The sequence below is a fragment of the Streptomyces sp. NPDC015532 genome, assembly GCF_043078065.1.
Taxonomy (GTDB): domain Bacteria; phylum Actinomycetota; class Actinomycetes; order Streptomycetales; family Streptomycetaceae; genus Streptomyces.
This window is the reverse complement of sequence record NZ_JBIBSY010000008.1, coordinates 317,148-326,246: the sequence shown is the minus strand read 5'-3', so window position 1 is coordinate 326,246 and position 9,099 is coordinate 317,148. Positions and strand designations below refer to the sequence as shown.

At 69.4% G+C, this 9,099-nt stretch carries 6 protein-coding genes; 4 read left to right on the top strand and 2 right to left on the bottom strand.

Annotated elements, in window-relative coordinates:
* Window positions 1-143: 143 nt before the first annotated feature.
* Together ACF07B_RS24945 and ACF07B_RS24940 are read right to left on the bottom strand one after the other, a co-directional pair.
* Complete coding sequence (locus tag ACF07B_RS24945) at window positions 144-2,543, bottom strand: beta-L-arabinofuranosidase domain-containing protein (protein WP_392180575.1); 2,400 nt, start codon at window positions 2,541-2,543, stop codon at window positions 144-146.
* Between the two features lie 320 nt (window positions 2,544-2,863).
* On the bottom strand, window positions 2,864-3,556 hold the full coding sequence (locus ACF07B_RS24940; RefSeq protein WP_392180574.1) for a hypothetical protein: 693 nt from the start codon (window positions 3,554-3,556) through the stop codon (window positions 2,864-2,866).
* A gap of 637 nt (window positions 3,557-4,193) precedes the next feature.
* Here ACF07B_RS24940 and ACF07B_RS24935 point away from each other — a divergent pair.
* Genes ACF07B_RS24935 through ACF07B_RS24920 form a run of 4 tightly spaced genes read left to right on the top strand, consistent with a single transcriptional unit; the run spans window position 4,194 to window position 8,963 of the window.
* Window positions 4,194-5,537, top strand: coding sequence for a nucleotide sugar dehydrogenase (locus tag ACF07B_RS24935; RefSeq protein ID WP_392180573.1), 1,344 nt, complete (start codon window positions 4,194-4,196; stop codon window positions 5,535-5,537).
* Window positions 5,534-7,189, top strand: a complete 1,656-nt coding sequence (locus ACF07B_RS24930; protein ID WP_392180572.1) for a glycosyltransferase — start codon at window positions 5,534-5,536, stop codon at window positions 7,187-7,189. Before ACF07B_RS24935 ends, ACF07B_RS24930 begins: the two co-directional genes overlap by 4 nt.
* On the top strand, window positions 7,186-7,308 hold the full coding sequence (locus ACF07B_RS24925) for a hypothetical protein (RefSeq protein WP_392180571.1): 123 nt from the start codon (window positions 7,186-7,188) through the stop codon (window positions 7,306-7,308). Before ACF07B_RS24930 ends, ACF07B_RS24925 begins: the two co-directional genes overlap by 4 nt.
* Window positions 7,299-8,963, top strand: coding sequence for a polysaccharide deacetylase family protein (locus tag ACF07B_RS24920; protein WP_392180570.1), 1,665 nt, complete (start codon window positions 7,299-7,301; stop codon window positions 8,961-8,963). The genes ACF07B_RS24925 and ACF07B_RS24920 overlap by 10 nt, the downstream gene beginning before the upstream one ends.
* Window positions 8,964-9,099: the final 136 nt, after the last annotated feature.

The following is a 9,099-nucleotide window of genomic DNA, read 5'->3' as shown; positions in this document are numbered from 1 at the left end:
ACGCCCGGGCCGTCGGGGCGCGCGCGCCGCCCCCCCCGCCCCCCCAGACCCCCCCCGCCGGGGCCGCTGCCCCCGCGCGGGGCCCCCCCGCCCCCCCCCGGGCCGCCCCCGGGGCCCTCGACGGTTCGTCCTCACTCAGGCGCTCACAGAAAGCGCCACAGGTGGTCGGCCGTTCCGTTGTCGTCGAACTGGACCACCTGCGCGCTGTTGCCGGTGGACATACGGTCCACCCCGAGGACCTTCCCGCTGTTCTTGTTCCGTATGCGGTACCAGCCGTCGCCGTTGTCGACCAGCGCCCACAGATGATCGTCGGTTCCGTTGTCCTCGAACTGCACGACGATCGCGCTGTTGTCCAGCGACATGTGGTCGACGCCGAGCACCTTGCCGCTGTTCCCGTTGCGGAGGAGATGCCAGCCGTCGCCCCGCTCGACGAGCTGCCAGGCGTGGTCGCCCGTCCCCGTGTTGTCGAACTGCACCACGCGTGCGCTGTTCTCGGTCGACATCCCGTCGACGGCCAGGACCTTGCCGCTGTTCTTGTTGGCGAGCCGGCGGAAGGGCGGCTCCGGCGTCCAGGGCCTGCCGTCGGGAGCCGCCGTGGGGAAGGACGTGACGCGAAGTCGCGCGGCGCCCATGGGGATGAGGGTGACCGTCTCGACCGGCGCGTCGCTGCGGGCGGGCGAGTCCTGCAACGGTGCCACGACGTGTTCGTCGTCCGCGACCCACTCCGGGATCCGCCGGGCCCGCGCCGCGATGGACACAGGCGTGGTGCCGGGCGTGAAGGGCTGGTCCGGGACGGCGGTGCCGGTCTGCGCCGGGATCAGGGACGTGTCCGGCAGGAGGCCGTAGTTCCATCCGGTGGTGGCGTGGACCTCGTAGGCGGGGAACTTGTCGTCTCCCGCGTAACGGTCGAAGCGTTCGCCGATCTTCAACGAGTAGGCGAGAGGGCCCTGTTCGACGCTGACCGCGCCGTGCGAGCCGGGCCACGAGCGCAGTCGAGCCTTCTGGGGCAACCGCAGACGCACGACGTCGCCGTCGCGCCAGGTGCGGTCGATCCGCGCCCAGGACGGGCCGTCCGAGGCGGTGACCGCCGTACCGTTGACCTGTAGTCGGGGTCCTACGCACCAGCCGGGCACGCGCAGTTGCAGCGGGAACTTCACCGGACGGGGCGTGGAGACGGTGAGGGTGATCGTGTCCTGGAAGGGATATCCCGTTTCCTCGGTGACGGTGACCGTCGTTCCGCCGGCGACCGTGGCCCGCACACGGCTCGGGGCGTAGAGCGCGGCGACGAGGCCCCCGTCGGGGCTCGCGAGCCAGAGTTCCTCGGTGAAGTAGGGCCAGCCCATACCGTAGTTGTGGGGGCAGCACCGGTACTGGTCGACGCCTGCCTGGAACGCCTGCATGGCGAAGCCGTTCTGGAACTGTCCCTGGGTCTTGGGGCGGTTGTCGAGGTCGACGCTGTTGGCACTGGTGATGTAGTGAACGGACGTGCCGTCGGGGTCGAGGGACGCCGGGAGCATGTTGAAGGCCAGGTCCTCACAGCGGTCCGCCCATACCGGGTCTCCGGTGATCCGCGTCAACAGCTCGTGACTGGCCATGAATTCGACGATGCCGCAGGTCTCGAAGCCCTGCCGGGGGTCCGTGAATCCGGGGCGGTAGTTCTCGTCACCGGCCAGCCCGCCGCCGGGGAACCGCCCGTAGGCGCCCATCACGGCATCGTAGGCCTGGTACGTGGCCCGGGTGAGGTCGGCGGAGCCGGTCAGCCGCCCGTACTGAGCGGGCTCCCGGAAGCCCTGGGCGATGTTCACGTTGTGCCGGCTCGGGGTGGCCCCGGTCCAGTCGACGCCGTAGCTGTGCATCTTCGCGGCGAGATCGAGCAGGAACGCCTCGCCGGTGCGGCGGTGGAGCCAGACGGCGATGTCGAGGCCGTCGCCCCAGCGGTACGACACCCAGCTCGCGTTGAAGGCACCGGGACCCTGGGTGTTCATGTAGCGGAGGAAGCGGACGAGGAACGGCACGATCCGCTGGTCGCGGGTGTATTCCTCGTGCGTCCGCAGCGCTTGCAGGAGCGGCAGGAAGGGCCAGAAGTCCGGTCCGCCGTTGAGTGCCGAGCGTAAGCCGCGAGGGCCGAAGAAGCCGTCGCTCTGCTGGGTCGCGAGGATCCCGTCCACCCACTCGCGCGACCGGGTCAGAGCGTGCGGATCGCCCGTGGCGATCGCCAGCGGGATGTAGCCGCGGAGCCAGTAGGGCACTTCCTCCCAGGCGTCGCGCTCGGGATGCAGCCAGCCCGTCGTGGAGAAGTCGAGGAAGTGCGAGAGGTTCTCGTACGTGCCGCACAGACCGGCGAGTTGCAGCCGGAGCTGGCCGGCGAGCCAGCCGCGGGCGACCACGCTTCCGGGCGGCAGCTTCTGGAACGCGTCGGCCGGTGTGGCGTCCGCTCGCGGCTGGGACACCGCGGCCGCGGTGCCCGCGAACGTGCCTCCGAGGGTGGCGGCGCCCAGCGCGCCGGAGCCCAGGGCGAGGATTCTCCGTCTGCTCACTGACATGCAGGTGACCTGCCTTCCCGAAGGGGCCTACTTGCCGTGCGACAACGTTGTCCCGTCCCTGTCCGGCGGCGCGGGATCCGCCCGTCGGCCTGTCCGGATCCGGTTCCGCGATGCTTCCGAGACGGAAAGCGCCGCGGGCTTCTACAACGTTGGAAATGGTGCCGCGGACATGACAGCACGACGGGGTCCGGCTGTCCAGAGAACGCGTCACCGACCACCCGGGCCGAGCACGTCCGTGTGGATCCCTGCGAGCGGGCAGCAGGTTCTGGCGGCGCTCGGCAGGCGTCAGGTTCCCGCGGCGGATCGCGTGAGGTGCGGGCTCATGGCGCCGCAGTGGGCCGCGAGCCGGGACTCGGACACCTCGGAGTCGTACACGGCCACTTTGCCGATCGCGCCCTTGAAGTACGACCTGGCGTCGAGGAGCCGATCCGCAGCGGGGCGTCGGTGTTGCTGGGGGCGATGTCGTACGCGTCGAGGGCGTCCTGATCGCGGAGCACGCCGTTCTTGTAGATCTTGACGTATCCCGTGGGATATGTATCGCTCTTCTCCCGGATGTTGATGACCAGCGCGTAGTGGATCCATTCGCCGGGCTCGACCCGGTCCTCGAAGTACGACCCGGCGCCGAGTCCGCCGCCCCGGTTGAAGACGTATCCACTGATGCGGTTGGCGCGGACTTCGGTGTTGTCTTCTGAGTACATGCGAGCCAGCCACTCGGTCCGACCTTCCCCGGGGGAGGCCTTGCCGAGCCAGGACAGGCGGGCACGGTCACCGTTGGGCAGGGAGGCGACGCCGGGTTCGTGATGGTCGGTGACCTTGAGCGCGGCCGTGGACCGCTTCTCCGTGTTCCCGGCGCCGAGGGGCAGATAGAGGGCCGGAGAGTCGGAGCGCACCGCGGCGTCGTACGAGACGGGCGGGCGGCCGGACGGGGTCCGGCCGGCGCAGGCCGTCTGCGTCATCGCGGCGCCGGAGATGAGGACGGCCAGCAGACCGGCCGCGCGTCGTCTTCGCGTCATGACGAAGGCGTCCGGAGCTCGACGCGAGCGTGCCGCGACGATCCGCCCGGCACGGGGAGTTGGCAGTGAGTTGCTGCCGCGATGCCACAAGTCATAGGAAATTACCGCTTGTTCCGCAGTCTCAGCCGACCCGGACAGCGGGCGCGGCATGTCGCGATGGTGAAGACCACTCGCCCGATCGGCGCCCCGGTTACCGTTCCCCGCCCGGCGCCTCGCTCACGGAGCAGCAACTCCGCGGCCTCACTCACTCTCCCACACGGCGCCCCGCCGCCCGGGAAGCAAAGCCCGTGGTGTTCCCGATATGAAACCGAACCCCCGGCTTTCCATGAAAAGCGACTCGCGTCACTCCCCCGTCGACTCGGAAATTGACTGCCATGTCACACCGGCACCCGCACGGAGCCAGTTCCCCAGACGGTAAAGCCGAGGCAAAAGGCCTGATCGGAGGGTAGGTAATCAATCCGTAAAGACCCCGAATAGCGCACACCTCCTCCTTTTCCAGCGCTTGACCCAAAAATGGACAATTGGGACGGTTGTAGCAGCGAAGAACATTCAGCGAGCAGGCCTCAAGGTCCTCATCGCGACCATCCGTGCGCGCCGGTCGGTGTGCATCCCGAGCACAACACCTGGAGCGTCGATCATGCTGACGAACACCCTGCCCGTCCCCCAAGGACTCCACCTCGGCGCCGCTTTCGAGACTCTCAGCGGTCAAGTCGCCCTGGAATCCACGGACGTGGGGGCCGTGGCGGTCGTGGGCCTCGGCTACGTCGGCCTGCCGACCGCACTCGGCCTGCTGGCCGGGGGCACCGAAGTGATCGGCATCGACGCGAGCGCGGAGCGGCTGGAGGCCATTCGCGGCGGTGCCGTCGACCTGCTGCCCAGCGACCTCGACCGGCTGTCGACGTTCAACGGCGATCCTCGCTTCACCCTCACCGACGACCCGGGCGCACTCGCCCGCGCCCGGACCGTGCTGGTGTGCGTGCCGACCCCGGTGGACCGGCATCTCGCCCCCGACCTGCGGGCACTGACCGCCGCGGCGGCCACCGTCGTCGAGCACGCCGTCCCCGGCCAGCTGCTGATGCTGACCTCCACCACCTACGTCGGTACCACCCGTGACCTGCTGACCGAACCGCTGACGGAGCGCGGCTTCACCGTCGGTGAGGACATCTTCGTGGCCTTCTCGCCGGAGCGGATCGACCCCGGCAACGCCCGCCACACCCAGGACACCACCCCGCGCGTGGTCGGCGGCGCCGGCCAGGAGACCGTCGACCGGGCCATCTCCGTGCTGTCCCGCACGGCTTCCTCGGTGTACGTGCTGCCCTCGCCCGAGGCGGCCGAGATGACCAAGCTCTGGGAGAACACCTTCCGCGCGGTCAACATCGCGCTCGCGAACGAGTTCGCCGACAACTGCCGCGTCCTCGGTCTGGACCCGATCCCTGTGATCGAGGCCGCCTCGACCAAGCCGTTCGGCTTCATGCCGTTCTACCCCGGCCCCGGAGTCGGCGGGCACTGCATCCCCTGCGACCCGCACTACCTGCTCTGGCAGCTGCGCGCCGAGCGCAGCACCTCCCCGCTGGTGGAGGCCGCCATGAACGCCATCGCCGGACGCCCGCGCAAGGTGGTGCGCCGGGTGCGTGAGGCGCTGGGAGAGCGCGGCAAGCCGCTCACCGGCGCCCGGATCCTGATCGTCGGCATGGCGTACAAGCCGGGCGTGGAGGACCTGCGGGAATCGCCCGCGCTGGAGATCTTCGACGAGCTGGTCCGCGAGGGCGCCCAGGTCCGCTTCACCGACTCGATGGTGCGCGCCGCGCGCGTGGCCGGCGGGATCCAGGAGAGCGTGATCGCACCCGAGGACCACGAGTGGGACCTGGTGCTGGTGCACACCGTGCACCCGGGCGCCGACCTGACCTGGCTGAGCGACCGGGACGACGTCCTCGACGCCACCTACCGGCTGGACTCCGTCGGCGCCCGGGAGACCCTGTGAGCGACCTGCGGACGCCGGGAGCCGCGGACGCGGCCCTCGCGGCACCCGGGGCGCTGCTGCCCGCGGCGCCGGGAGCCGGCGTGCCGGGTCAGGCGACTCCGGCCGAGTCCGGGGACATGACGGTCGCCCCTGGGGACGCGACCGTCCCCGTGGCGTCCGCCGCGTGCGGACTGATCCTGCCGAATCCGCGTCCCAAGACGTCCGTGCCGCTGCCGCGGGTCCGCTCGTCCGCCGTCGTGGGCAGACCGCCCGGCCCGCTGACCCGCTGGACGAACCGGATGCAGACCGATGTCCGCTTCGCGGTGCGCCGGGTGCTGGCCATGTTCTGCCTGCTGCCGCTGGGCCTGATCCTGGCCCGCGAGCTCCCGCTGGTGCCGGAGAAGCCGCTGGTCATCGGCTACGGCATCACGGTGCTGGTCGGCACCATCGCCATGCTGCAGATCGCGTACAGCCGGTACGACGACCCGTCCGTCCGTACCCTCCGCAGGCGCCCCAAGAACCTCGCCTCCTTCCCGTCCCTGCCGGCCGTGCCGAAGGTGTCCTTCCTGCTCGCGGTCAAGGACGAGGTCGACTACATCGAGAGCTGCGTCCGCTCGATGGCGGGCAGTGACTACCCGGACCTGGAGATCATCGTGATCGACGATCTCTCCGAGGACGGGACACGGGAGATCCTGGACAAGCTGGCGCGCGAACTGGGCATCACCCTGCTCAAGCTGGACAAGAACCTCGGCAAGAAGCACGCCCTGGTCAGGGGGGCGGGCATCGCGACCGGCGACGTGCTGGCGTTCACGGACTCCGACTGCATTCTGGCCCCCGACGCTCTGCGCAAGTGCGTGCAGGCCCTGGTCGACCACCCCGAACTGGGCGCGGTCAGTGGCCACTGCCGGGCGCTGAACGTGGACGAGACCCTCTTCACGAAGGCGCAGGACGTCTGGTACGAGGGGCAGTTCCGCGTGGCCAAGGCCGCCGAGTCGGTCTTCGGATCGGTCACCTGTGTCTCGGGTCCTCTGGCGGTCTTCCGCCGGGACGCGGTGTACAACTACTTCCCCGCGTGGGCCGGCGACCGCTTCCTGGGCGCCCCCTTCCGGTTCGCGACCGACCGTCAGCTCACCGGCTACGTACTGGGTCAGCTGTGGGTCGGCAAGAAGCTGAAGAAGCAGTACGCCGACTCTCCGTTCATCACGGCGCAGGACTATCCCGAGCGCAAGTGGCGCATCGGCTACGTCCAGTCGGCCAAGGTGTGGACCAACGTGCCCGAGCACTTCAAGCCGTTCATGAAGCAGCAGATCCGCTGGAAGAAGAGCTTCATCCGCAACACCTGCTTCACCGGCACCTTCATGTGGCGGCGGGGCATCGGCCCTTCCTGTCTGTACTACGGGCATGTGCTGTGGGTGATGGCCGCGCCGCTGATGGCGGTACGCCACATGATCTGGTCGCCGATGCAGGGCGGAATCTTCGTGAGCGTGCTGTATCTGAGCGGCGTGGTGCTCAAGGGCAGCATCTGGGGCCTGGCGTTCAAGATCGACAACCCTGGCGACCCCCGCTGGCGCTACCGGCCGCTGATGAGTCTGCTGTCGGCGCTGCTCCTGTCCTGGCTGCTTCCCTACTCCCTCGCGACCATCCGTCGCGGTGTCTGGTCGAGGACTCGATGATGAAGAACTTCCTGCGACGCAAGGCGGTCCGGGTGATCACCGACGTGGTCGCCATCGCGGTCGTCAGCTGTGTCTATCTCATCGTTCTGTCGCGAGGGAACGTGCTCTCATGGCTCTGAGGAGCGAACGGCGCGAGCCCGCCGGCATCGTCGTGCACGACCACGGGCACGGTCCGGAACCGTGTTTCCGCGGTGACTACGCGGAGAAGGCGGCCCACGACCGCAGCCGTGGCCGCGGCCACGGCTGGGGCCGTGGGTGGACGCAGTGGCCCGTCCGCGTCCTGCTCGGCGCACTCACCCTCTCCGTGGTGATGGCCTCGGGCGCCGCGGGCATCGAGCGCTACCTCAGCCGGAAGTACATGACCCCGCAGGCGCCGCTGACCCACGCGTCCATCACCTCCGCGGACAAGGCCGGCTGGATGCGACAGGGCCGGGAACTGCCGAAGTACGCTCCGCCGGTGGTCCTGACCTTCCACGACGTCAACAAGAACAGCAAGAGCCCCTACGTGCTCACCCCGAAGGCGTTCGACGCCCAGCTCACCGCGCTGGAGAAGGCCGGCTACCGCACCCTGAGCGCCAAGCAGTTCACGAACTACATGAACGGCGGTCCGGTGCCGCGGCGTTCGGTGCTGCTGACGTTCGACGACGGCACCGACGGGCTGTGGAAGTACGCCGACCGCATCCTGGCCAAGCACCGGATGCACGGCACGATCTTCCTGATCACCGGGTCGATGGACAAGCACCGCCCCTACTACCTGACCTGGCGCGAGATCGAGCGGATGCACCGGTCGGGCCGCTGGGACTTCCAGAGCCACACCCGCGCCATGCACAGCGTCAAGCCCGTGGACGCCACGGGCAACACGGGCGCGCCGCTGGTGAACCGCCTGTGGCTGAAGGACGAGGGGCGGCGGGAGAACGCGGCCGAGTACCGGGCCCGGGTGCTTCACGACCTCCTCGGCTCCGTCGACGACATCGTCCGCCACGGCATGCCGACCCCGTCGATGTTCGCCGTCCCCTTCTCCGACGGACCGGCGCAGCAGGACGCCGACTCGACGGATTCCCAGGCCAGGCATCTGCTCAAGGAACTCTTCCCGCTCGTGATGACGGACCATTCCAGCGTGCCGCTCACCGCCAGTCGGCGGTCCGCGTCGGCGGGTCTCGTCCAGCGTGTCGAGGTCTACGCCAGGACCACTCCCGAGCGGATGCTGGAGGACGTCGGGCGAAACGTCCAGGTCCCGGCCCGTGCGCACCGGCCCCTGTTCGAGCCGGAGAACTGGGGTGGGCGCCAGACCCGTACGGGCTTCGACGTCTTCCTGGGCAAGGCGCCCTCTTCGGCGCAGACGCCCCGGTACGCCAAGGCCGACTACCGGCCGGACAGCAGCGTCGACTGGACCGACTACAGCGCCACCGCGCTCCTCGGGTCGCTGGGCAACGGCACCAACCAGGCCGCGCTGGGGGTCCGGACCAACAGCAAGGAACCGATGACCGTGGTGATCACCCGGAACCGGGCGACCCTGCTGGCCAACGGCTACAAGGTGGCTTCGCGGCCGCTGGACCCGAAGTCCGATCACACCGTCACCGTCAAGGTCGGACGGGACACCACCACGGCCTACGTCGACGGCCAGGTGAAACTGAGTCACGTGTCGACCCGGCCGTCCGATCAGCTCTCCGGCGGCATCACCATCCGGTCCGGCATCAACAAGGCCGGAAACCAGTGGCCGGTCTTCAAGTCGCTCGACATCGCTCCGCTGGAGGGCGGCGCGTCGGGCCGATGACCGGGCACCGCCGGGCGGAGCGGGGACGTCTCGTGAGGAACGCCCGCTCAGGGGCCGCTGTTGATCGTGGCGTCGGTCACCGCGCCCTCACGGACGTTCCATTTGGTCAGGACCTTCCCTCAGGAGCCGTCCCGGA